Raw genomic sequence first — 25,887 nt, 5'->3', positions numbered from 1 at the left:
GTGTCAGACGGTCTTAAAAATAAAGTTGTTTTCCAACAAGTTGCCGAGTTATTGCAAAATGCCCGACAACAGGTTTTGCGTACCGTAAATTCAACAATGGTATATACCTATTTTGAAATAGGAAGAATCATTGTTGAAGAAGAACAAAATGGAAAAGACAGAGCCGAATATGGTAAACAGCTTCTGAAAGGACTTTCAAGAGATTTAACGAAGGAGTTTGGGAAAGGGTTTTCTATTAGAAATTTAGAATTTATAAGGAAATTTTATTTAACATATTCAATTTCGTCATCACCGATGACGAATTCTAAAATTCAAATTCCGCAGACATTGACTGCGGAATTTGAAAATGAAAAAACGAAATCAGTGATTTCGTTTTCTGAGGAATCAATTTCGAAATCATTGATTTCGTTTTTCAATTTGACTTGGACCCACTATATTTTCTTAATTAGGATTGACGATGAAAAAGAAAGGCGTTTTTACGAAATAGAATCCGAAAAGCACAATTGGAGTGTTCGGGAATTGAAGCGCCAATACGACTCGGCACTTTATGCGAGATTGGCTTTGAGTAGAGATAAAGAAGGAATTTTGAAACTTTCGGAACAAGGGCAAATTATCGAAAAACCTAAAGACATTATCAAAGATCCCTATATTTTGGAATTTTTGGGATTGCCTGAATTACATCAGTATTCGGAAAGTCAATTAGAGGAAGAAATTATCAATAAACTGGAACATTTCTTATTGGAATTGGGACATGGTTTTACTTTTGTCGGGAGACAGCAAAGAATTACGTTTGAGGATAAACATTTCAGAATTGATTTGGTTTTTTACAACCGAATTTTAAAAAGTTTTGTTCTGATTGACCTAAAAATAGGAGAGTTGAAGCATCAGGATTTGGGTCAAATGCAGATGTATGTCAATTATTATGACAGGGAAATGCGCTTGGAGGATGAGAACAAAACGATTGGAATTGTACTTTGCCAAAATAAGAGTGAAGCAGTGGTAAAATATACTTTGCCCGAAAACAACGAACAGATTTTTGCAAGTAAATACAAGACCGTTTTACCAAGTGTTGAAGCTTTAAAAGAACTTCTTGAAAGTAAATAAAATTATAATTTGAATATAATTAAATGAAAGACGAAGAAGACGATAACATAATTCCAAACGACGGCGAGGATAATTTTGATGAAAACCCTATTGATGAAAATCAAGAAGGAGATGACGAAATTATTAACGTAGATGCCAAACATTTTGAGGGGCAGCATTTTTACGAAAATCAGGAAGAAGAAGGAGAGGATGTCATTACCAAAGTTACCGGAATGTACAAAGACTGGTTTCTTGACTATGCGTCGTATGTAATTCTGGAGCGTGCGGTTCCTGCTATCGAAGACGGATTTAAACCGGTTCAGCGTCGTATTATGCATTCGCTGAAAGAGTTGGATGATGGTCGTTACAATAAAGTTGCCAATGTGGTAGGACACACCATGCAGTATCACCCACATGGGGATGCGAGTATTGGTGATGCGATGGTGCAAATTGGCCAAAAGGAATTACTTATTGATTGTCAGGGAAACTGGGGAAATATTTTAACAGGTGATGGTGCTGCAGCACCCCGTTATATTGAGGCGCGTTTGTCAAAATTTGCTTTGGAGGTTTTGTATTCGCCAAAAATCACAGATTGGGGAGTATCATATGACGGTAGAAAAGCAGAGCCAATTAATCTTCCGGTAAAGTTTCCGTTGCTTTTGGCTCAGGGAGCAGAAGGTATCGCCGTTGGTTTATCGACTAAAGTTTTGCCACATAATTTCAACGAATTAATTGACGCTTCAATTAAAATATTAAAGGGAAAATCGTTTACGCTTTACCCTGATTTTATGACGGCTGGTATTGCCGATGTTTCCAATTATAATGATGGGATGCGAGGCGGACGTGTACGTGTGCGTGCTAAAATTTCGCAATTGGACAAAAATACTTTGGTGATTACGCAAATTCCGTTTTCGACCAATACATCGAGTTTGATTGACAGTATTTTGAAAGCCAATGATAAAGGTAAAATCAAAATCAAGAAAATCGAGGACAACACCGCTGCCGATGTTGAAATTTTGATTCATCTTTTCCCAGGCGTTTCACCGGATAAAACCATCGATGCTTTGTTTGCGTTTACGGCCTGCGAAACTTCTGTTGCGCCTTTGGGATGCGTAATTGAGGATAACAAACCATTGTTTATCGGTGTTTCCGAAATGTTGAAAATTTCAACTCACAGAACGGTTGATTTGCTTAAACAAGAACTCGAAATTCATTTAGAGGAGTTACGAAATAAATGGCATTTTTCTACTTTGGAGAAAATCTTTATTCGTGAAGAAATGTACATTGACTTCAAATTGTATGGGGACAGGGAATCGCTTTATAAGTATTTGTATGACCGATTTGAGCCTTTCAAAAAATCATTTGTGAGAGAAATAAATGATGATGATTTACACCGATTGACTCAAATTCCGATGATTCGTATTACCCGTTTCGACTCAGATAAAGCTGATGAGCTTATCACGAAACTAGAAGACGAAATGAAGGAAGTGGAATACAATTTGGAACATCTTACTGATTTTGCAATTGCTTATTTTACGAAATTAAAGGAGAAATACGGTAAAGGACGTGAACGCCAAACTGAGTTGCGTAGTTTTGATAATATCGAAGCCACAAAAGTAGTTTTAAGAAATACAAAATTGTACGTAAACAGGGAAGAAGGTTTCGTGGGAACCAGTTTGAAAAAAGACGAGTATGTTACGGATTGTTCTGATATTGATGATGTAATTGTCTTTCTGCGAGACGGTAAAATGATGGTTACCAAAGTGGATTCAAAAACCTTTGTGGGGAAAGATATTATACATGTCGCAGTATTCGACAAGAGCGACAAACGCACCATTTACAATATGATATACCGAGATGGAAAATCCGGTCCATCTTATATTAAACGATTTAATGTTTCGGGGGTTACGAGAGACAAAACCTATGATTTGACCAATGAGACAAATGGTTCGCAAACACTCTATTTTTCATGTAATCCAAATGGGGAAGCTGAGGTAATCACTATTTTATTACGTCAGATCGGAAGTATCAAAAAATTGAAATTCGATATTGATTTTGCTTCTTTGGCGATTAAAGGTCGTGCATCCAAAGGTAATTTGGTAACTAAATATCCAATCAAGAAAATCGAATTGAAAGAAAAAGGTATTTCAACGCTTTTACCAAGAAAAATTTGGTTTGATGATACGGTGCAAAGGCTGAATGTAGATGCAAGAGGAGAGTTGTTGGGAGAATTTAGACCAAGCGATAAAATCTTGGTGATTTCGCAAGCTGGAAAATCAAAGGTGATTACGCCAGAATTAACGACTCACTTTGATGAAGATATGATAGTCTTGGAAAAATGGATTCCTAAAAAGCCAATTTCAGCCATTTATTATGATGGTGAAAAAGAGCGTTATTATATCAAACGTTTCTTGATAGAGACCGAAAATAAGGAAGAATGTTTTATCACGGAACATTCTAATTCGAGACTGGAAATTGTAGCTACTGATTATCGTCCTGTAGCCGAATTGGTTTTTAATAAGGTAAAAGGAGTTCAGAAAGAAAATATGACTGTTGACATTGAGTCTTTTATTGCCGTAAAAGGTTTTAAAGCACTCGGTAACCAATTAACGACTGATAAACTGAAACAAGTTAATCTCTTGGAACCATTGCCTTATGAAGAGCCGGAAGAAGTTATTCCGGAAGAACTCGAAGTAGAGGGTAATACTGAAATTGAAGAAGGTGAAATCCAACTAGAAGATGACGGTCAGATTACTTTGAGTTTGGATTAAAGTTTTTTGAAATAATAAACCATTAAGATTAAGAATCATTAAGACTAAATGAACCTTAATTTCTTAATGGTTTTTCTTTTTTTGGAATGCTTGCAAGAAAACCATTTGTTACTTTTTTAGCCCCGATTACTTCGTCAGTTCGCTTTGCTCGTGTGCAGCGAAAATCCTCTTGTGTCTCGTCCTTAAAGACGAGACACAAGAGATTGAAACGGAAAGCGGGAACCATGTTTCCAAAAAATACCTTATGCTTCTGCTCCAAAAAATAAATATCGAGTTTTGATTAATATTTACTCAACTTGGCTTGCAGCATGCAATCTTCAATTTTGTTGACCATATTGATGCTTCCGCAAAAAAAGGCAGACCTTTCGTGTAATTCAGTTGGTGTAATTTCCAATATCCTGTTAACTCCATCAGAAGCTTTTCCTCCGGCCTGCTCAACTATAAAAGCCATCGGATTACATTCGTATAGAAGTCTAAGTTTTCCTTTTACTGCTTTGGAACTGGTAGGGTACAAATAAACACCTCCTTTTATGAGGTTTCTGTGGATATCCGAAGCCAAACTGCCAATATATCTTGAAGTATAAGGTCTGTCTTCTTCTTCCATTTGGCAATATTTGATATAATCTTTTACGCCTTGTGGAAAATGAATATAATTCCCTTCGTTTACGGAATAAATCGAGCCGTCAACAGGGACTTGCATTTTTGGGTGAGACAGGTAGAAAGTACCGATGGCGGGATTGAGCGTGAACCCGTTTACGCCACAACCCGTAGTGTAAACGAGCATCGTTGAGGTTCCGTAAATTACGTATCCGGCAGCAACTTGATTGATTCCCGGCTGTAAAAAATCCTCTAAAGTAACAGGAGTTCCTACTGGGGTTATTCTTCTGTAAACCGAAAAAATAGTTCCAACCGATGCATTCACATCGATATTTGAAGAACCGTCCAATGGATCCATTAAGAGGACATATTTATTGTTGTGACTGTTGTCACTTCCTTCGACTGTTATAAAATCGTCGTTTTCCTCAGAAGCGATTCCGCATACAATTTCCCTGTTTATAAGGGTTTGAATAAAAACTTCGTTAGCATATACATCCAGCTTTTGCTGATCTTCTCCCTGAACATTTTTTTCGCCAACACCACCGATGATATCTACTAATCCGGCCTTATTTACTTTGTAGCTAACTACTTTGGCCGCTAATTTTATCGAATTGAAAATTCGGGATAATTCCCCCGATGAATAGGGAAAATCTTTCTGATTTTCAATAATGAATTCTCCTAATGTTTTGTTGTTGTCCTGCATGTTGTAGTTGTTTTGTAGTTGGTTTAATTTATGCTATTTTTTTATATACTTAACTATGTCAAGATTGGTTTTTTTTAATTCATCGACAACAATTTTTGCGATGGCTGTTGCGCCTTTTGGAGAAAGGTGAGTGTCATCAGCCTTACCTTCAGGATATATGGCTAATTCTCCCGGTTTATAGTGTAAGTGTAATTCTTTTGATTTTTCTGGCCCGTATGATTGCTCCAATAATTCGCTGTAATATTGTAAGTCGATGAACGGTACTTTGTATTCCTGTGCTACCAATCTGGTTTCAAGAGGATAGTCTCCATGAGTGTCAATCAGGACTCCTTTTTCATTAAAATTTCGTCTCGCAATTGAAGATAATAAAATTGGAATGGCGCCTTTTGCTCTGCTTTCTTCCACAAAACGAATCAAATTATGACGATATGCAGTATGCGGGTTTGTGTAACGTGTGGAATCTTTGTCTTTTTGGTCATTATGTCCAAATTGAATAAAAACATAATCACCTGGCTTTAGAGCTTTATAGACAGCTTCCCAACGCTTTTCGTTGATAAAACTTTTGGTACTTCTTCCATTCATGGCACGGTTGTCTATTACTATATTATCAGTAAAGAATTCAGGAAGCATTTGTCCCCAGCCTCGTTCAGGATTTCCATTTTCGGTTGGTTTATTGGCCATTGTGGAATCGCCAATTGAGTAGATCGTTTTCTTTTGTTGCCCAAAGCAATTAATCGATAGTAAGCTTAGAATCAGTATGAAATATTTCATTTTTTTTAGTGTTAAAATTATTATTTGGCGGATGATGGTGTTGTGGCTTTTTCACCGATTGTTATCTCGTTTATGGATACTTTTTCAGAATTGGTAACTGTCATTCCGTTTTTTGCCGAAAGGATATTTATGTTGTCCAGTTTGATGTTTTCCACTTTTTTATTTGGATAACCTTCAATTACGATTCCGGTATTGGTTACTTCATTACAAGAAATATTGGAAAAAGAAACATTTGATATTTGAGAAGGATATAATCCGCTGCCTTCTCCGTGGTAGTTGGCTGTTATATAAATGCAGTCTTCTACTTTTCCAAAAGCAAGGTTGTTGAAATAAAGATTTTTGATAGAACCGCCTCGATCCGAATTTGTTTTTATGAAGATTCCTCTTTTTAAATATCCACGGAATTTACTGTTTTCAACATATACATTTCGAACACCTGCTGACATTTCGCTACCAATCACAATAGCATGCAAGCCTTTGAATTCGCAATTTCTGATAACAATATTTTCAGAAGGCGTGGTCGAATTGCTGCGCCCTTCATCATCTCTACCAGATTTGATGGCGACATTATCATCGGCATTATCAAATTTGATATTTTCAATCAAAATATCGCTGGAATATTCAGGATCAATACCGTCATTGTTGTAGTTATGGGCATTGTATTTTAATCCGCGCAATGTTATGCTTTTGCTTTTAAGTAAATGAATGCACCAAAAGGGAGAATCTTCTATTTGAACATTTTCAAAAAGAATCTTTTTCGAATTGATAAACTGAATCAGTTGGGGTCTCAAATAATGGCCTTCACCAAAAACACGTTCTTTGACAGGCGTGTTTTTATGATTCATTTCGCGGCTTAACATTTGGTCTTTCTTTTCATGGGCTTTCCATTCAATCCAAGTGTTTTTGCCCTCACCATCGATAATTCCGTTTCCGGTTATGGCAACGTTTTCAACATTGTTACCGTAAATCATTGGACTGTAATTGTAAAGCATTGTTCCTTCCCAACTGGTTAAAACAAGTGGATAGTCTTTTGAATTGGAACCAAAACGGATTTTTGCTCCGTCTTCGAGATGCAATTTTACATTGCTCACAAAGTTGATTGGCCCATTGAGGGTATAAACTCCTTTTGGAACAATAATGGTTCCTCCGTTGTTCTTTTTGCAAAGATTCATTGCTTTATCAAAAGCAGGTTTGGCATTGCTGATAGAATCTCCTTTTGCGCCAAGCTTAGTCACTTCAATTTTGAATGATGGAATTACGGGCAACTGAATTCGTTTAACAATCGCATTGACACTATCGGATGGGAATGTATTATTTTGTGCAAAACAGCTTAACGAAAAAAGGAATATAAAGACGATTTTATATTTCATTGATTTTAGTTTTAGTTAGTTCTCAAATACCATTTTTTGGTTCCAACGGGAATGTCTGAATCTAATATATTTTCGATCGAATAATTTTTGGCTTCCGAATCTTTTAATTGATGTGACCAAGAGACTCTGTTTTTTGGTTGATAACCTTCGCCTGAGCATTTGTATTCGGCATAAAAACAGTTTGTTGCAGCCTCCGATTTTGACCAAGCACTCCAACCTTCAGGAAGTATGTGTTTTCCGATTTCACAATTCAGGAAAACGGTTTTAGCGTAAGGTCTCCAAGGTCGTCCAAGATAGGCTTTGGTTACTTTTTCGTCAGCGGTAAGCTTACAGTTTTTGAACACATAGCCATAAGGAATTTCGTTCTGAGTCGATGCCGCGGTGGCATACGAATCGCTTTTGCTGTGAATGTTACAGTTTTCGAATAGGACAGTAGCATCACCAAAAATAAAATCAGTAGTACCTTCTATATAACAATCTTTGAAATAATTTTTATTCCCTTCTCCCGCAGTATAAAGCGTATCCTGATTACCTTCGAATGAACAGTTGCTAAATTGCACCCTGTTGGCACTAACATTTACTGTGACAGCTTGTCCTACTGGCCCCGAAGTATTTTTAATGGTGAGATTTTTGGCAAAAAAATCATTCCCATCAATTGAAAGAGTTGCAGTGTAAAAAGTGCTGTTTCGCCCCAGATTTATTTTACCGAAATAATCATCAAAAGTTATGATTGTATTTTCGCGGCTTTCGCCAATGAATGAAATTCGGGTATTCCAGGCGTGAACTTTTACTTTTTCATAATAAGTTCCGTTTTTTATTAAAATACTTATTCTTTGGGCAGGATATGCTTTTGAGGCATTGATTGCTTCTTGAATGGTTTTGAAATCGCCGTTTCCTTTTTGATCCACCACAATATTGAATTCATCTTTTAAAGTGACTTCAGATTTTTTTTTTGGAGGAGCTACAGTTTCACCTTCAATTTTTTTTTTCCAGTTTTCGTACTTTTTTAAAACTTCTTTTGGCTGATTGGTGTACCAACTGTAACCAACTCTGCGCTCTTGTCCAATTTCGGCTAGAGTCGCTTTTTTTATTCCATCACGGTCGCAGAAGAAAGGAGTATTGTCGCTTAATTCCATAAAACGCGCCCAAAGTGGAGAAGCATTTGGATCTTTAACCATTACCTTTTCCATAATTTTACTGTTGGGAACTGGGACACGCTCTTCTCTAAGATCAGTAATTTTTGTTTTTTCGAACCATGCAACAGCACTGTTAACCGCAGTAATGATTTCCGGAGAAGGATTTTTTACAGACATTAAAAGCAATACCAATTTTGCCGATTCCTGACCGCTCAAAGAAGCCAGTTCAAAAGCTCTTGCATTGGCAGGAAGTAAAGTAACTTCATCATGTTGTGCGCACCAAGCGGTTAGAACACCGTTTTGTTTGTATTGGGTTTTTAAGATACAGTCAATTCCTTTGTTGAAAGCTTTTTGAGCTTTTTCAGCAGTAGCATCAGGAGCTTTTATACTGTAATAATCTGTTTTTTCGGCTACCTCTTTTAGCACATTCATGATATTTGCCATTGAATTATCATTGTACGTAATGTGTGTGTAATATCCTTTTTTCAACGGGTAAAATTGTGGCCATCCACCGTTTTCATATTGCGCTTTCAGCAAATAATCTACACCTGCCAAAAAAGCGTTTTTGTACCTTTCATCAGGAACCTGTGCATACATTTTGGACAGAAATAACATTTCCTGACAAGTGGCGCCATTATCGGTGGTTACTTCCTTTGTGTCCGCTTTAAGGGCAATTAATTTTTGCTTTTCGGCAGGTGTCAAAGGATTTTGCATCTGGATGTTCTTTGGCCAACCTCCAATATTGCGTTGATACAGCAATACATTTTCGGCGACTTCTTTGGCTTCATTGGTTGCAAACCAAGAGGGTTCTTTGTCATTTATTATCGATGGCCATTTTTGGTTGCTAATTTGCGAATACAAACAAGTATTTAATCCAATTAGAACCGCAAGAACTATTACTATTTTTATTTTCTTCATTTTTTCAAATGTTTATTTTGTTATTCTGAACCAGTCGATAGCGGCATTTCCGGCATCATTGATGACACCTTCACGAAGCGCTACAAAACCTATTTTAGCGCCAATCCATTTGCCTTCTCTGGCTTTGAAACTTTCACCTATAGGATTGAAATTTTGTCCGTCTTCGCTATAGAAAAAATCACAGATTCCTCCGGGTTTTACTTTCGCCTGTAAGTAAATGGTTTTGTTTGAAACAGGAACTGCTTTTCCTTGGGTTTCAATACCTTTTTTGTCTACATTTTTGGCTGTTTTTTGCGAAAGAAATAGTTTTCCTCCTTCTTGTTTAAGGCATAAAAAACTGTAATCCAATCCCATGATTACCAATCCTGTATATTCACCGTCAAATCTCGAATTGAAGGTTAGTTTTGTTGTAGCGGTAAACTCATTGGCAGGAAATTTTTGCAACAATAAATTTGGTACATCAAATAAGCTTGTAGCATCTTTTGGAACAGGAATACAATTCAAACTATAATATCCCATAGCTGTTGGTAGTCCCCAAACAATCTGCGGATTTGCATGCCATTGCCATTGTAATCCTAGTTTTGGAGTGTTGAATTCGTCACTTTCAGGAGGTGTTTGGATAGGGAATACTTTTTTGCCAACATTTGGTTTTTTATAAGTCATAACCGGTTCTCCAATTCCGTTTTTGTCTTGGTCAGAGCCAATAACCGGCCAGTCGTTTTCCCATTTCATTGGCTGAAGGTGAACGACTCTCCCATACGCAAATTGATCCTGAAAATGAAGAAACCAATCTTCGCCTGTTTGTGTTTGTACCCAAGCACCTTGATGAGGTCCATTAATGGTAGATTTTCCTTGATCCATTACTTTTCTTTTTTCGTAAGGCCCAAAAACGTTTTTAGACCTCATAACAATTTGCCAGCCCGTAGCTACACCTCCCGAAGGTGCAAATATGTAGTAATAACCGTTTCGTTTGTAAAATTTAGGACCTTCAACGGTTGGTTCGTCTGGGTGACCGTCAAGAACCATGACATCATCATTATTTGCTGCGGTACCTTCAGAGTTCATAGTACAAACCGCTAAAGCACTTTTTATTCCGGCTCGGCTTCCGGCAAAGGCAAAGGCCAAATAAGTTTTGCCGTTTTCATCCCAAAGAGGAGTAGGATCGATCAATCCTTTTCCTTCTTTTACCATTACGGGTTCAGACCAAGGGCCTTCTATTTTTTTTGATTTAACAACATAGATTCCAAAATCCGGGTCAGGGTAATAAATATAAAATTCGTTGTTGTGGTATCGAATGCATGGTGCCCAAACTCCATTTCCGTGTTGTACTTTGTTGTAAATATCCAATGGTTTTTGTTTGGAAAGGGCATAGCCAATCAATTTCCAGTTAACCAAATCTTTTGAATGTAAAAGGGGCAAGCCCGGAATGCAATTGAAAGACGAAGCCGTCATGTAATAATCATCCCCAACCCGAATCGCATCCGGATCGGAATAATCGGCGCAGAGGATTGGGTTTTTATAAGTTCCGTCGCCATTGTCGGCTACCCAAACTTGTGAATATTGTTTTTCATTCTTTTCCTGAGCCGAAACTATTTGAAAGGCAAAGCACAGTAAAAAAAGAGTTGTTATTTTTGAAAATTTCATTTGAATGAATATTATTTTTATCTGTTCAATTCTAATGCTGCCAAGATGAAAGGACCAGTAGCTTTTGGATCATTGTCTTTTTTCTTTTCGTTTACATAATATTCATAGGAACCATCTCTGTATGGAGTTCCTCCTAGACCGGCTACTTGACAAGCTTGAGTCAATGTTATTGTTCCGTCGGCATCAACTTTTATTAATTGCTTAGTCAAACCATCAAAAGCATTATTGGCCAATTTTTTAAATTTTGCAGGTAAATAACCTTTATTCGCTCCTTTTGCGAAAGCGTAAGCAAACATCGAAGATCCAGAAGCTTCCAAATAGTTTCCTTTTTCACCACCTTTATCAGTTACTTGGTACCACAAACCAGATTTGTCTTGGAATTTGGCAAGACTTTCGCAAGCATTGTTTAAATAGCCTACTAATTCTTTTTGTTTTGGATGATCTTTTGGGAAATAATCCAATACGTCAACAAGTGCCATTACATACCATCCTAAAGCTCTTGACCAGAAATTTGGTGAATTTCCAGTTTCTTTGTTAGCCCAAGGCATTTTTTTGCTTTCGTCCCAACCGTGATACAATAGTCCTGTTTTTGGGTCTGTGGCGTGCAACTGAATTTGTTCAAATTGTTTGGCTACGTCGTCCAAGTTTTTTCCGTTTTCAAAAGTGACAGTGTATTGAGCATAGAAAGGCTCTCCCATGTACAAACCATCCAGCCACATTTGGTTTGGATATATTTTTTTGTGCCAAAATCCACCGCTGTTGGTTCTTGGTTGACCTTCAAGTTGTTTTTTGAGCGTTTGCAGCGCAGTTAAGTAGCGGTTATCTTTTGTTGTTTTATATAGATCAAACAATAAGCGTCCAGCCACAACCATATCAATATTGTAGTTGTCTAATTCGTAAGTTTTGATTGTACCATCATTTTGTACCAAAACATCTGCGTAAGCTTTTATGTAAGCAGCATATCTTGGGTCAGGATTCTTTTTGTTTAATTCTTCAATTGAATGTAAAACCAAGCCATGAACATAGTCCCATTTTGGATTTTTGGCATCGTCAATCATATAAGATTCCGGATGGCGTTTCATCAAAGTCAAGGCCATTTTATCCGACCATTTCATATTTGATGAAATTTTAATTTCAGCACTTTTTGCGGGTTCTTGAGCGATAGTTTTACAGCTTAGAAGTGCAAATGAAAGAAAAAGCATTGTTGCTTTAAAAAAGGATTGTTTGCTGTTTGACATGATGTTGTGTTTTATGTTTTATAATTTTCTACTTGTTTAATTCTATTGCAGCTAAAAGAAAAGCTCCTAGTCCATGTGAATTGTCGGTTGTGATTTTTTCATTGATATAATATTCAAAGGAGCCGTCTCGATATGGATTTCCGCCCAATCCGGCGCTTGCGCATACTTGAGTAATATGGATTTCGCCGTATTTGTCCACTTTTATAAGTTTGCCTGTCAAACCATTGAAACCTTTATTGGCAACCTTCTGAAATTTGACAGGTAAATAACCTTTGTGCACCCCTTTTGCGAAAGCGTAAACTAACATAGAAGAACCCGAAGCTTCCCAATAATTTCCTTTTTTGTTTGGTAAATCGGGAACTTGATACCATAAGCCGGATGGATCTTGGTATTTGCTAACAACAGTTGCCAGTTCGTTTAAATATTGTACCAATTCTTTTTGTTTTGGATGGTTTTTTGGGAAATAATCCAATGCATCAACCAATGCCATTGCGTACCATCCAAGAGCTCTTAACCAAACATGAGGTGCAGTCCCGGTTTCTTTGTTAGCCCATGGCATTTGTTTACTTTCATCCCAGGCGTGAAAATATAAACCGGTTTTTTTGTCAAATGCATGGTCATGCAATAATTCAAATTGATGGGCTACATCGTTTAATTTTTCACCTTTTTCAAATTCGGAAGTATAACGGGCGTAAAAAGGTTCACCCATGTATAAACCGTCAAGCCACATTTGGTTTGGATAGATTTTTTTGTGCCAAAAGCCTCCCGATTGCGTTCTTGGATAATCGTCAAAGTTTTTTCTTAAAGTTTTTAATGCAGTAAGATACTTTTCCTCTTTTGTTTTATTATATAGCCCGAAAAGAATTTTTCCTGCATTTATATTGTCGAGGCTGTGGTTTGAGGGGTCAAAATTTTTGATTGTACCTGCCTCATCAATGAATTTGTCGGCATAACCTTTTATATAATCGAAATATTTAGGATCTTTGGTTTTGTTGTATAACTTTTCATAACCGGTTAAAATCATTCCAATTTTATAATCCCATTTTGGTTCCGGATGATTATCGATTTGCCAAGCTTCAGGATGTCTTTTCATTATGGAAAGAGCCATTCTTTCAGACCATTTTAAAGAGGACGGAATCACGATAGAATTCTTTGTCTCAACTGGATTTTGCCCCGAAACTCTTAGGTTGACGAAAATCAACAACCCTAAACAGATAAATAGGTTTTGAAAATTATGTTTCATTTGATTTATAGTTTTTTTGTTGAGTAACTCTAATTTATATCTAACTATATTTGGCAAATCATTATTTGAAAACTTTATTTAAAAATTGAGTGGTGTAAGTTACTGTTTCATCAAACCAAGGATTTAGGAACCAGAAAGAATGAGGTGAATTTTCAATTGTTTTGACTTCATTATATATTTTATATTTGTTTAAAATAGCAATCATATCATCCCTTCCCGCATGAAATCGCTCCTTGCTGCTATTTATGAATAGGGTAGGAGGTGTGTGTTTGTCGGTGTGGGTTAAGGCTGATGCTTCTTTCCAAATTTCTGGTTTCTCTTCATAACTACCACCTAACCATAAACCCGCTATTTCACCTTCTTTGGATTCGGGGTGCTTAAAGGCTAGTATGCCATCAATATCTATAATTGCTTGGACAGCAGATGATGTTTTGTTGTTTTTTTCTTTTTCTTCAAAATGGCTGTTGTTGTTTGTTGTGCCTATTAGAGCTGCCATTTGTCCTCCCGATGAACAGCCTAAAACAGCTATTTTGGATGGATTAACATTAAATTGGGCAGCATTGATTTTAATGTAACGAATTGCTTTTTTTACATCAAAAATGGCTGTAGGATATTTTGCTTCCTGTGACAATCGGTATTCTATCGTGAAGCATGAAAAACCTTTTGAAGCCACCTCTTGAGCAAAGATTTCCATTTGCGACTTGTTTCCTGATTTCCACCCTCCGCCGTGTAGTATCACGATTGCAGGATTTTGAGTGTTGTTACTACAAAAATAAGCGTCTAAACGTAATTTTCGACCACTTATTTCTGAATATAGTATCTCTTTTTTCTCTTTAATGTTAGAATACTGCCTGGGCTGTACAATGCTAATGAACGGGTACGTTTTCTTTTCCTTATTGTAAACACTTTTTGGGGTGTAAGTTGTGTCAATAACAAACGAAGTCTGAGCTTGAATAGCTGTCGAAATCAAAATTAATAGTAGTGCTATTTTTCTCATTTTATTATTGAGGTTTTATTCGATTGTTTTTAAAGAGATTTGATGGACTTGTTAATACCCAGTTTATTACCTTAAAAATAGTGTTTTTTAGTTAAGTCATTGGTATAGTGTGTTTTGAAAATTATTTTTTCACCAAGGTTCCATTGATATAGGTATCAATTAGGTTTAGATTTTCAACGTTTTCAATTAAATAAGGAAGTTCTACTTTTTCGATAACAACATTTTTGAAAGTTATATTTTTGACGGGTGATTCTTTGTATCCTTTGGCCGAAATGGCATATTTTCCTCCGTTTTTCACTTTTACGTTTTCCAAATAAATATTCTCAATTCGTGGAATAAAATCGCCGTTTTGGTTACCATGTACATTGTAAAACATATCAGCTTTTAGTACGGCTTCTTTAACTTGGCCAATTTCAATGTTTCTCACATAGAAATTTTCAATTAATGCACCTCTTTTTGAATTGGTTTTCAATCGGATGGCGATATCAAGGTTTGGACTGTTCATTATGCAGTTTTCAACGTACACATTGCTAACTCCACCCGAAATTTCGCTTCCAATGGTTACTCCTCCGTGTCCGTCGAACATTGTGCAATTTTGAACTATGATATTTTCGCTTTTCATAGCAACTCTTCGGCCATCAGCATCACGACCTGATTTTATGGCGATGCAGTCATCGCCGGTATTGAAAGTACAGTTTTTAATAATAATATTTTTAGAATATTCTGGGTCACAGCCATCATTATTTGGACCGTGGCTATTAATTTTTACTCCGTCAACAATCATATTTGTTGTTTTCATTGGATGAATAACCCAAAATGGAGTATTGACTATAGTTATGTCTTTTACAAGAACATTGTTACATTCAAAAAATTCGATAAAATTGGGTCTCAGGTAATGTCCGTCGCCGAAAATTCTTTTTTCAACAGGAATATTGTTTTCAGCCATATCAACCAAAGCCTGTCGGTTGAGTGGATCAGATTGTGAAGGCATTCCTTTTTTCCAACCATAATGTTCACTGCCACACCAGGACCACCAGTTTTCGTTGTTTGCTTGTCCGTTTAAAGTTCCTTTGCCTGTTACAGCGACGTTTTTCTTCTTGTAAGCATATACTAAGGGAGAATAATTCATGTATTCAGTGCCTTCGAATGAAGTGTGAACCAAAGGGTAGTAATCTTTTGGGTTGGTGCTGAAAAGTATTTCGGAACCTTCTTCTAAATGAAGGTTTACATTGTCTTCAAGGTGAATTGCTCGTGAGTTGTATTTTCCTTTCGGGATCAATATAGTACCACCACCGCTTATTGAACATTCGTGAATAGCTTTTTTTATGGCGTCAGTATTGTCTGTCTGTCCGTCCGCTTTTGCACCAAAGTTTAGAATATTAAACGTTTTGTTTTGAAAAGTTGGGACTTTTGTTTCATTGAGAATTGTTTGCATGTTGTCCCATGCCTTTTTTGTTTGCTGATTGGTTTGAGAAAAAAGGAACGATGTTATAAAAAGTATACCAATAAACGTAAAAATAATTTTTTTCTTGTTTTTTAAGGTTATCTGAAGGTTGATTTGTCTTTTCATATTTTTTTTCTTACTAAAATTAACGCACACTCTTGTAATCGATTACACAAACCTACATATAATTTTAATATAAAAAAATGAAAGAGCTTTAAAAAAGACAGAAATAAAATAAAATGCTGTTATTTTTTAGATATTTAAAATAAAATGCTATTTTCGATGAATATTTATCGTTGAGTAAAATGTTCTTTTTAAGCGTTTCATGACGGTAAATGTTTTTGATGCAATCGATAACATATAATTTTTTTTTTATTTTTTTTATTTAATTTTACGCTCAAATTATTTTATCATAAATTCCATATAATGGATCAAAAAACCACCATCTACGATATAGCCAAAAAGCTGGATATCACTGCAGCTACTGTATCGAGAGCCTTGAATAACAACCCTAAAATTAGCGAAGTTACCCGTAAGCTAGTACTGGAGACAGCTGCCAAAATGAATTATAAGCAAAATAGACTTGCTCAATCTCTTAGAAGCGGAAAAAGTAATAATGTTGGAGTTATAGTTCCACGTATTGACAGTAATTTTTTTGCCTCGGCAATTCGGGGGATTGAGGAGGAATTGCATCCTGAGGGATACCATATTATTATTTGTCAAACTCATGAGGATGAAAATAGGCAGGTCGAGAACATTACTACTTTGTTGAATGCGCAAGTAGATGGGATTTTGATGTCAATCACTAATTTGTCGAAAGAGAATGAATATATTATAAAGAATGTGGTGCGCAAAAATGTTCCTTTGGTATTTTTTGATAGAAAGAAAAATATGGACGGTGTGAGCTCAGTGACTATCAATGACTTTGAAGGCGGATATTTGGCAACAAAGAATTTGATTGAACAAGGGTGTAAACGAATTGCGCATTTAACTGGGGATCAGTCGTTAGAAATATATGCAAACAGAAAAAATGGTTATGAAAAGGCGTTATTGGATAATGGCTTGGAGCTAAATAACGATTATGTTTTTAGAGCTAGAAGTAGTGTAGATGCAGGAAGACAAGCTGTTGATAGATTGTTGAGCTTGGAGACTCCTCCCGATGGGATTTTTTCTTCGAGTGATTTTGCAGCTTTAGGAGCCATTCAGGAATTAAAGGAAAGAGGGATTAAAGTTCCTGAAGAATTCTGTGTTTTTGGGTTTGGTAATGAGCCATTTACCCAGTTTATGGAGTTGTCTATATCTTCGGTTGATCAATCTCCGTTAGAGATGGGTAAGATGGCTGCAAAAGTTTTTCTTGAACAAATAAATAATACTGATAATGTGAAAATTGAGAAGAAAGTGGTGCTTACACCTGAATTGCATATTCGTAAATCTTCTACGAGAATCAAGTAATAATTTATTTAGAACTCATGTTTAAAACTGCCGGAATCGTTTCCGGCAGTTTTTTTATGCAAAAATATCAAAAAGGAATATGTGTTTTAAGTGTGAATTAACTAATGTTATCGATTGCCTTATTTATGTATTTTGAGCTTAAATGTTAATAAATGTTAAGATTTTATTGTGTGCTTGATGTGTTTTTTTGATTAATAAAGGGTGGATTTGATATTTTTTTGATTTTTGTTTTAAAATTATCAGAAAAAATATTCATCATTTATGCGGTATGTGTAAATAATCTGTATTTTTTTTATCGTATTTTATTTTTTTGGCAGTTTTTATTTTTTTTAATCAAAATTAATTTCTACGTTTGTGTAATCGATTACAATTTTATGATATTCTTAACAGCAAATGTGTTTTGTATGTGAGATTTGTGAGAAAGTTGATAAGATTGAGATAGAATATTTTTTGCTGAAGTGAGCATTTCTAAAGTAAAAGTTTACTAAGAAGACTGTAAGATTTAAGTTTCAGAGAATCTAAAAAGGAATATTGTATAGAGTATTAAGTGTAAATCAATAATAATTTAATCCCCACTATTTTTTATTTAAAATGAAAAAAATGTAACCCTAAAAAAATTAGAATAAATAAAAACCAAACCAAATTAACCAAAAATGTTATACTATGAGTATTAAATGTGTATTAAAAAATGGCAAGAAAATCAGTTTTGTCATTATGCTTTTGATGGGCTTATTGACGAGTAATCTGATAAGTGCCCAAAACGGTAAGACTGTTAGTGGTATCGTCAAAGATGAAACAGGATTACCTTTACCAGGTGTGAATATTCTCGAGAAAGGAACTAAAAATTCTGCGAGTACTGATTTTGATGGAAAATTTTCGATAAAAGTAACAAATGATAATTCTGTTTTGTCATTTAGCTATGTTGGGTTCGAAGCCAAAAATGTTAGTGTCGGAGGGAAAAAAACTGTAGAAGTTTCGCTTCAAAGTTCTACTAACAAACTTAATGAAATTGTTGTAGTTGGTTACGGAACATCTAAAAAGTCTGATTTGACTGGATCCGTTGCTGCAATTAGTGGAGCAGATTTGAAAAAAGTTCCAACAGCAAGCGTTGCGGAAGCTTTGACAGGTCGCGTTGCCGGTGTGCAAGTAACTTCGACAGAAGGTTCTCCTGATGCAGAGATTAAAATCAGAATCCGTGGTGGAGGGTCATTAACACAAGATGCCTCGCCTTTGGTTATTGTTGATGGATTTCCTGTAAACAGTATCAATGATGTGCCATCTTCTCAAATTGAGAGTATGTCAATCTTGAAAGATGCTTCTTCAACTGCTATTTATGGATCAAGAGGTGCAAATGGTGTAATTATCATAACTACTATTAAAGGAAAAAATAATAAAATTGCTGTTACCTATAATGGTTTCTACGGAAATAAGACATTGGCAAAACCTATTCAGGTTCTTGAGCCAGAGGATTTTGTAAAGTGGCAGTATGAGTATGCTTTGATAAAAAAGGATTTGCCTTCGTATGAGAAATACTTTGGGAAATGGCAAGACTATGATTTGTATAAAGGTGTAAAAGGAGACAACTGGCAAAAACAGGTTTATGGTAATTTAGGTCAGGTACAAAATCATGATGTTGGAATTCGTGGAGGAAACGAGGCGATGAGTTATAACTTTAATTATACTCACTATGATGAGAAAACCATTATGGAAGGCTCTAATTTCAAAAGAGATAACTTGTCACTTAATTTGCAAAATAAGGTAAGTGATAAAGTTGACCTTGGATTTATTGTGCGCTATGCGAATGCGACAATTAATGGATCGGGTGCTAATGAACAAAAAGAGGTTTCATCTGCAGATTCACGTTTGAAACACGTTGTTGGATATTCTCCAATCCCATTGCCAGGATTAACAACTGATGATACAGACGAAGCACTTTCTACTTACCTTACGAATCCTTTTCTGGCTATAGCCGATAATGATCGTACACAAAACAAAACTAACTTCAATATGGTAGGAAGTTTTGGATGGAAAATTATCGATAATCTTCAGTTTAAATCTGATTTTGGTTTAGACACTTATGACAACATGGATTTCCGTTTCTATGGACGTTCAACTTATTATGCTAAAAACGTACCAGCAGCTACATTGCAAGGTTTGCCATCATTGGTTATGAGTGATGAAAAAGATAAACGTTTTAGAAATGCCAATACGTTAAATTACGACTTCAAAAATTATATTAAAGGAGATCATAGTTTGAAACTTCTTTTAGGAGAGGAGATGATTAACTATAAGAGTAATATTGTAACTTCAACTATACAAGGTTTTCCAAAATTGTTCAGTTTTGCAGATACTAAGAATTTGACTAGTCAAGGAATTCCTCAGTCAGTTGATAATTATTATGCACCGGATGATAAACTGTTGTCTTTCTTTGCACGTGCTAATTATGATTTTAAAAACCGTTATTTATTGGCAGCTACGTTCCGTGCCGATGGTTCCAGTAAATTTTTGGGTGATAACGTTTGGGGGTATTTCCCATCTATTGCAGGTGCATGGAAAATTTCTGAGGAAAGCTTCATGAAAGATGTATCATGGATCAATTCTCTTAAAGTGAGATTGAGTTACGGAACAGCTGGTAATAACAATATTCCAACAGGACAAACGGCACAAACTTTTAATTCATCTGCTACAAGTTGGATTAATGGTGTTAATAATTTCTGGGCAGCTTCAAAAACAATGGCTAACCCAGATTTGAAATGGGAAACTACAACAACTAATGACCTTGGAATTGACTATAGCTTGTTCAAAAACAGGCTAAGTGGTACTGTAGATTTTTATAAAAATGTTACTAGTGATCTATTAACACGTTTCCCGGTTCCTGGAACAGGTTATGATGTTCAATACAGAAATATGGGTGAAACGCAAAATACAGGAGTTGAGTTTACTGTAAATTGGGCGGCTATTCAACAACAAGATGCTAGTTTGAATTTTAGTTTCAATATTGGATTCAACAAAAACAAAATCAATTCACTTGGGGTAATGGATAACTTCGGGCAACCAAGTGGTTGGGCATCAACTTCAATAGGCAATGATTATGCGGTAAATGTTGGACAGCCTATCGGTATAATGATGGGATACAAAAATGCTGGCAGATATGAAGTTTCAGATTTTGATTATGCAAATGGAGCTTATACTTTGAAAGCAGGAGTTCCTAGTAATTCAACTGTTGTAGGAACCCCAGTTCCTGGTTCAATGAAATTGGTAGATGTTAACGGTGACGGTGTTGTGAATGCAAATGATATCACGGTTATTGGTAATGCAAATCCTAAAAACACTGGAGGTATGGTGATTAACGGAACTTTCAAGAACTTTGATATTATGGCTGCGTTTAACTGGAGCTATGGAAATGATATTTATAATGCAAACAAAATTGAGTTTACTACAACTGCAAGTTCGCCAAGTGGACAATACAGAAATTTAACATCTGAAATGGCTGACGGTAAGAGATGGACAAATCTAGATCCTGTTTCTGGTACATTGGTAACTGATCCTACTACTTTAGCTGCAATGAACCAAAACACAACTATGTGGTCTCCTGTAATGGACCGTTACGTATTCAGTGATTGGGCTGTTGAAGATGGTTCTTTCTTAAGATTAAATACCTTCACATTGGGGTACAACACCCCAGAGGCTATCTTTAAAAGATTCGGTATGAATAAATTGAGATTCTATACTACTATGACTAATGTATTTTGTATAACAAATTACTCAGGTCCAGATCCAGAGGTTTCTACAAGAAGACAAACTGCGTTGACTCCGGGGGTAGATTATTCTGCTTACCCACGTAGCAGACAAATCATCTTTGGTGTAAACCTTTCTTTTTAAGTAAAATTAGTATCTCATAAAATATCCTAGAAATATGAAAAAAATAATTATAATAGCAGGAATAGTTTTTTCAGGACTTATTACTTCTTGTAATGATGTTGCTGATGAATTTCTGACAACAGAAACAAAATCGACCGTAGACGAATCCATTCTTTTCTCAACACCGGATTTGGCTAAAGGTGCGGTTGATGGGATTAAAGTGCCATTTGCTGAAACCAACTCTTACAGAGGTCGTTTTTTAGGTTACTATGGTATGAATTCAGATATTGAATGGTTCAATGCTTCGTCAACCGTTGATAACAAATCGGATCTATGTACATATGATGCGAAAGCGAATAATACAGAGATGAACACAACCAACAATGTTTGGGCGATGTCATATTCAGGTATTGAGCGTGCTAATATTTGTATTAGAGGACTGCGTAAATATGGAAATCCTGTAGCAGGATCAGAGTTAGGACAACTTTTGGGGGAAGCACTTGCTTTGCGTGCCATTTATTATGCTGATTTATTGAGAGCTTGGGGTGATGTACCAGCTCGTTTTGAGCCAATTAATTCGGAGACTATTTATTTACCTAAAACTAACAGAGATGTTATTTACAAACAATTAATCGCTGATTTAGGTGAAGCTGAGAATTTAGTTGCTTGGCCTAATGCGAGTACATATACATCAAGTGTAGAAAGAGTAAACAAAGCTTTTGTTAAAGCATTCCGTGCTCGTTTGGCTTTGGTTGCCAGCGGTTATCAACAATACCCTGATGGTATTCACAGAAGTAATGATCCGGATCTTGCAAAAGATAAAATGTATGCTTTGGCATTAAGCGAATGTAGAGATGTAATCAATAGTGGGACTGTTCACTTGGAGTCTTCATTTGAAAATTTATGGAGAAAATACAACCAAGAAGATTTAACTGCTAATGCTGAACCATTATGGGAACTTCCTTTTGCTGATGGTCGCGGTAGAATGTTGTTTACGTTTGCTGTAAAGCACACTTCAGCATCAGATCAATATCAGGCTAATGGAGCTAATAGAGGTGGAGTAGGTGGTCCATTACCTCACATTTTTTATGATTATGATCAGGCAGATACTCGTAGAGATGTAACTTGTGTTCCTTACAAATATGGAACTGCTGTAGCTGGTAAAGCGAAACAAGAATTGGGAGCATTTAATACTTGGTATTTTGGTAAATATCGTTACGAATGGATGAAACGTTATGTTACATCTACGAATGATGATGGAGTGAACAAAATATATATGCGTTATGCTGAAGTATTGCTTATGGCAGCTGAAACTGCAAACGAAATTGAAGGGCCAACTGCTGCTGCTCCTTATTTGAAAGAAATTCGTAAAAGAGCTTTCCCATCTACTGCTTGGGCTCAAAAAGTTGACGCATACGTAAATGCTTTGACTACGAAAGATGCTATGTTCAATGCTCTTGTAGATGAAAATAAATTTGAATTTACTGGAGAAATGGATCGTAAGATGGCACTTATCCGTTGGAATTTATTAAAAGTTAAATTGGATGAAGCCAAAGTTAAAATGACTAATCTGGCTGCACGTACTGGTGAATATGCAACTGTTCCTAGTACTTTGTATTTCAAATACAAAGCTGATAACGAAACATTGGAAATTTATGGACTTAATCGAGGTGAAAACGTTGTTCAAGATCCGGCTGTTTATACTTCGTTTGCTTGGTCTGCTTTAGATGCTACTAAGATCAATTCGCTTTATAGAGTGGGAGTAAACCCTGATGCAAGACAATTCTGGCCTATCTGGCAGGTGTTTATTGAAGGAAGCAACGGGAAATTGGTTAATGATTACGGGTATTAATAACCTGATAAAGTATAAATAATATAATTCATTCTGATTATGAAAAAAACTAATATAATAAAGGGATTATTAGCCATTTTGCTAATGGCTTTAGCTTTTACTTCTTGCGAAGATTATAATGTACCATTGCTAGAGGATATTGGTGCTAGTCGTGTGTTTTCTCCTATAGGACTTACGGCAAAAGTGACTAATCAAACTACCGTAACACTGAGTTGGACTCCTGTTGCAAATACAGATCATTATGTAGTTGATTTTAGTGCTGATGATCCAAATTTTACAACTATTTACAAAACGATTAATGTTACGGACAAAGAACTTCCTGTTTCGGTAGCTTTAGAAGGTTTGACTAACTATTCAATTCGTGTAAAAGCGGTTAGTTCTACGGGATTGGATGACTCTAAATATTCTACGATTACAGCCCAAACATTAAGTGAACAACTTTTCTTGGCGACTGTTGATGGAGATATTCAGGCGACTAAAGCTGTTTTGCGTTGGGTTCCAAATAGTAATGTAACCAACATTACTTTGACTCCGGGAAATATTAATCACGTTATCACAGCTGCAGAAAAAACTAGTGGAATAGCGACAGTAACGGGATTAACTGGCGAAACAACTTATAATGCAAGTTTAATGAACGGTACTAAGCTAAGAGGAACAAAAACTTTTAAAACTGCTGTAGATATTGGAGATGGTATTTTAATTCACCCAACTGATGATTTAAATGATAAAATCACAAATGCTGCTTCGGGTGCCAAATTATATTTAGAGCCTGGTGATTATACAGTGTATAAAGGAGTGGTAACTTTAACCAAACCGATCTCTATTTATGGTCTTCGTAGTTATGATAAACCAAAAGTGCATCTAAATTTCAATCTTGCCGCTGGTGCAACCGATTTGAAATTACAGGATTTAGATATAAAAGGAGATGGTGTTGCGCTTGCATCGTCTGATGTTATTAAGATTGACGCAACGGCAAGTTCAGGCGGAAATTATGGTGACATTCTTATTACCGGTTGTAATATTCATGATTGTAATCGCTTGATTTATGGAAATTTTGCTTCTAAAGTAAATTCATTCAAAATTGATAACAGCATTTTAACCAATTTCTCAACAAGCAGCGCTGATTTTATCGATTTCAGACTTGCTTATGTTGCTACTATTTCACTTACGAACTCAACGTTTAATAATTGTGTAACTGCTCGTGATTTTATTCGTGTGGATGCTGCTGCCGGTTATTCAGGTACAGGATTGACTACAAATGTGTTAGTTGATAAATGTACTATTTCTAATAAAGGAATGACTGTTGCTACAAACAGAATGTTGTATTTGCGTTTTCTAAATAATGTATCAATAGTTCGAAATACATTATTTGCGGATAATTCATTAGCAATCTATAGCAACCAAACAAATACTGCAGCTCCAACATTTTTGAATAATAATTATTTTAATTCAGCTAACTTATGGACGGTGAATGGGACTATAAAAGTTGATGGTTCGACTACATTAACCAAATTAGATCCTCAATTTGTTGATGCTGTAAATGGTAATTTTAAAGTGCAAAATCAAACATTAATTGACAACAAAGTAGGTGATCCACGTTGGTTGCCATAAACTATAAAGTTTAATTTTTAACCTGAGTTGGATTCGTCAAACTCAGGTTTTTTTATTTGTTTAATTATGATGGAAAAAATGAAATTGAAGCGTTTTTGTTTTTCGCTTTTATCTATATTCTTGTTGAGTTGTTCGGCTGGAAAATCAAACGGTTCGGTTAGTAAAGAACCTATAAAATATGACATTGTTGTTGACGCAAAAGGGTCAGGGAATTTTTTGACGGTACAAGAAGCGATAAATTCAGTTCCTCTTTTAACTCAGAAAGAGATAAGGATTTATATTAAAAATGGTGTCTATAAAGAAAAGATAGAAGTGCCAAAAGACAAAATAAACATTACTTTAATAGGTGAGGACAAAACTAAAACAATACTGACTTATGATGATTTTGCTTCAAAGAAAGGGGCAAGAGGTTTGGGTATTGGTACGGCTGGTTCTTATAGTTTTGCGATAACTGGAGATAGTTTTAAAGCAATCAATATTACTTTTGAAAATTCGGCTGGAGCGGTAGGGCAGGCAGTTGCTGTTAGGATTGATGGTGATAAAGTATTTTTTGAAAATTGTATTTTTAAAGGCTTTCAAGATACTATTTATACACGAGCGGATAGTAGCAGACAATATTATAAAAATTGCTATATAGAAGGTGCTACAGACTTTATTTTTGGTGCATCGACGGTTTTATTCGAGGGCTGTGAGATCTTTTCAAAAAAGGGGGGATATTATATTACAGCAGCTTCAACAACGATAAATAGACCCTACGGATATGTTTTTATGAATTGCAAATTAACTGGCAATGCCGATAAAGGAACTGTTTATTTGGGACGTCCTTGGCGTAATGATGCTAAAACTGTTTTTATCAAATGCGAAATGGGTGAGCATATTAATCCATTGGGATGGCACAATTGGAACAAACCCGAAGCGGAAGCAGCTACATTTTATGCAGAGTATAAAAGCAGGGGCAAAGGAGCTTCCCAATCATCCCGAGTTAAATGGTCGCATACATTGACAGATGCGGAAGTTTCCGATTATACGATTGAAAAGATTTTAAACGGATGGAATCCTATTCAAAAGTGATTTATTAATTGTAATCTGTAGTCTATCGTTGTTTTTTGTTTATACTTATGAAAACAGGATGTTGATTTTTAGCCCCGGTTGAAGTGAAAATCCTTGTAAGCCTTGGTTTGGCTTGCAAGATTGCA

Annotated in this window: 16 protein-coding genes; 7 read left to right on the top strand and 9 right to left on the bottom strand. The window is 35.8% G+C overall.

The genetic code is table 11. The annotated features are described in order from the left end of the window. Complete coding sequence (locus OZP12_RS16880; protein ID WP_281226242.1) at positions 1 to 1,104, top strand: PDDEXK nuclease domain-containing protein; 1,104 nt, start codon at positions 1 to 3, stop codon at positions 1,102 to 1,104. A 23-nt stretch (positions 1,105 to 1,127) separates the two neighbouring features. Continuing rightward, on the top strand, positions 1,128 to 3,854 hold the full coding sequence (locus OZP12_RS16875; RefSeq protein WP_281226241.1) for a DNA gyrase/topoisomerase IV subunit A: 2,727 nt from the start codon (positions 1,128 to 1,130) through the stop codon (positions 3,852 to 3,854). Positions 3,855 to 4,134: 280 nt separating this feature from the next. Here OZP12_RS16875 and fbp read toward each other — a convergent pair whose 3' ends face one another. From fbp to OZP12_RS16830, 9 genes are all read right to left on the bottom strand, one after another. After that, positions 4,135 to 5,154 (bottom strand): class 1 fructose-bisphosphatase, encoded by a 1,020-nt coding sequence (fbp, locus tag OZP12_RS16870; protein ID WP_281226240.1) that lies wholly within the window; start codon positions 5,152 to 5,154, stop codon positions 4,135 to 4,137. 33 nt (positions 5,155 to 5,187) lie between these two features. Beyond that, on the bottom strand, positions 5,188 to 5,925 hold the full coding sequence (locus OZP12_RS16865; protein ID WP_281226239.1) for a rhamnogalacturonan acetylesterase: 738 nt from the start codon (positions 5,923 to 5,925) through the stop codon (positions 5,188 to 5,190). Positions 5,926 to 5,945: 20 nt separating this feature from the next. Continuing rightward, on the bottom strand, positions 5,946 to 7,295 hold the full coding sequence (locus tag OZP12_RS16860; protein ID WP_281226238.1) for a glycoside hydrolase family 28 protein: 1,350 nt from the start codon (positions 7,293 to 7,295) through the stop codon (positions 5,946 to 5,948). A gap of 11 nt (positions 7,296 to 7,306) precedes the next feature. Further along, positions 7,307 to 9,349: a pectate lyase gene (pelA, locus tag OZP12_RS16855; protein WP_281226237.1), complete on the bottom strand. Its 2,043-nt coding sequence runs from the start codon at positions 9,347 to 9,349 to the stop codon at positions 7,307 to 7,309. 12 nt (positions 9,350 to 9,361) lie between these two features. Next, the gene (locus tag OZP12_RS16850) at positions 9,362 to 10,993 is read right to left on the bottom strand and encodes a glycoside hydrolase family 43 protein (protein ID WP_281226236.1); all 1,632 of its coding nucleotides are present in this window, start codon (positions 10,991 to 10,993) and stop codon (positions 9,362 to 9,364) included. Between the two features lie 17 nt (positions 10,994 to 11,010). After that, positions 11,011 to 12,231, bottom strand: coding sequence for a glycoside hydrolase family 88/105 protein (locus OZP12_RS16845; RefSeq protein ID WP_281226235.1), 1,221 nt, complete (start codon positions 12,229 to 12,231; stop codon positions 11,011 to 11,013). A 28-nt stretch (positions 12,232 to 12,259) separates the two neighbouring features. Then, entirely contained in the window at positions 12,260 to 13,474 is a 1,215-nt protein-coding gene (locus OZP12_RS16840) for a glycoside hydrolase family 88/105 protein (RefSeq protein ID WP_281226232.1), read from the bottom strand. Positions 13,475 to 13,535: 61 nt separating this feature from the next. Further along, positions 13,536 to 14,471, bottom strand: coding sequence for an alpha/beta hydrolase (locus tag OZP12_RS16835; RefSeq protein ID WP_281226231.1), 936 nt, complete (start codon positions 14,469 to 14,471; stop codon positions 13,536 to 13,538). 121 nt (positions 14,472 to 14,592) lie between these two features. Beyond that, complete coding sequence (locus tag OZP12_RS16830; RefSeq protein WP_281226230.1) at positions 14,593 to 15,906, bottom strand: glycoside hydrolase family 28 protein; 1,314 nt, start codon at positions 15,904 to 15,906, stop codon at positions 14,593 to 14,595. Positions 15,907 to 16,341: 435 nt separating this feature from the next. Between OZP12_RS16830 and OZP12_RS16825 the strand changes: the two genes are divergently transcribed. From OZP12_RS16825 to OZP12_RS16805, 5 genes are all read left to right on the top strand, one after another. Continuing rightward, positions 16,342 to 17,367 carry a LacI family DNA-binding transcriptional regulator gene (locus tag OZP12_RS16825; RefSeq protein ID WP_281226227.1) on the top strand — a complete coding sequence of 342 codons (1,026 nt, stop codon included), beginning with the start codon at positions 16,342 to 16,344 and terminating at the stop codon, positions 17,365 to 17,367. 663 nt (positions 17,368 to 18,030) lie between these two features. Continuing rightward, positions 18,031 to 21,249, top strand: coding sequence for a SusC/RagA family TonB-linked outer membrane protein (locus OZP12_RS16820; protein ID WP_281226226.1), 3,219 nt, complete (start codon positions 18,031 to 18,033; stop codon positions 21,247 to 21,249). A 34-nt stretch (positions 21,250 to 21,283) separates the two neighbouring features. Further along, positions 21,284 to 23,080 (top strand): RagB/SusD family nutrient uptake outer membrane protein, encoded by a 1,797-nt coding sequence (locus tag OZP12_RS16815; protein ID WP_281226225.1) that lies wholly within the window; start codon positions 21,284 to 21,286, stop codon positions 23,078 to 23,080. 39 nt (positions 23,081 to 23,119) lie between these two features. After that, positions 23,120 to 24,691, top strand: a complete 1,572-nt coding sequence (locus tag OZP12_RS16810; RefSeq protein ID WP_281226223.1) for a DUF4957 domain-containing protein — start codon at positions 23,120 to 23,122, stop codon at positions 24,689 to 24,691. Positions 24,692 to 24,757: 66 nt separating this feature from the next. Next, positions 24,758 to 25,762 carry a pectinesterase family protein gene (locus OZP12_RS16805; RefSeq protein ID WP_281226222.1) on the top strand — a complete coding sequence of 335 codons (1,005 nt, stop codon included), beginning with the start codon at positions 24,758 to 24,760 and terminating at the stop codon, positions 25,760 to 25,762. Positions 25,763 to 25,887: the final 125 nt, after the last annotated feature.

Origin of the sequence: Flavobacterium aquiphilum (assembly GCF_027111335.1) — a bacterium.
Classification (GTDB): domain Bacteria; phylum Bacteroidota; class Bacteroidia; order Flavobacteriales; family Flavobacteriaceae; genus Flavobacterium; species Flavobacterium aquiphilum.
This window is presented reverse-complemented; position numbering and strand designations above follow the sequence as displayed.